The organism is Mesorhizobium sp. M8A.F.Ca.ET.207.01.1.1 (assembly GCF_004794715.1).
Classification (GTDB): Bacteria; Pseudomonadota; Alphaproteobacteria; order Rhizobiales; family Rhizobiaceae; genus Mesorhizobium.
Genome location: NZ_SRUS01000044.1, coordinates 1 through 682, shown reverse-complemented (window position 1 = coordinate 682; position 682 = coordinate 1). Strand labels below are relative to the sequence as shown.

1 protein-coding gene is annotated in these 682 nt (G+C 68.8%); it reads left to right on the top strand.

Features of this window, described 5'->3' with window-relative positions:
* A partial coding sequence (locus EN850_RS33365) for a methyl-accepting chemotaxis protein (protein WP_246689314.1) occupies positions 1-682 on the top strand: 682 nt, incomplete at both ends.

Genomic DNA, 682 nt, shown 5'->3' with positions numbered 1-682 from the left:
GGAGACCGCCGCCTCGATGCATGAGCTGACCGATACCGTGGGCCGCACTGCCGACGCCGCCGGTCGCGCCGATGCCCTGGTCCAGGGTGCGGCAGCGGTGGCCCAGCGCGGTGGCGAGGCCGTCGGCCAGGTGGTCGCGACCATGCACGGCATCAGCGAGGCCTCGCGACGGATCGGCGACATCACCCAGTTGATCGATGGCATTGCCTTCCAGACCAACATCCTGGCGCTGAACGCCGCAGTGGAAGCCGCGCGTGCCGGTGAACAGGGCCGCGGTTTCGCCGTGGTCGCCAGCGAAGTGCGTACCCTCGCCCAGCGCTCGGCCGCGGCCGCCAAGGAGATCAAGGGCCTGATCGACGATTCGGTCGGCAAGGTCGCCGAAGGCTCCAGCCTGGTCCACCAGGCCGGCAGCACCATGGGCGAGATCGTCGCCTCGGTGCAGCGCGTGACCGACATCATGGCCGAGATCTCCGCCGCTTCGCAGGAACAGAGCGCCGGCATCGAGCAGGTCAACCAGACCGTGGTGCAGATGGACGAAACCACCCAGCAGAATGCCGCGCTGGTGGAAGAAGCCACTGCCGCCGCACGGGCGATGGAAGAACAGGCTGGCCACCTCAGCGAAGCGGTGTCGATCTTCGTGGTCGACGAAGCCGACGTGGTGACCGCCCCGCGCGTCACCGCA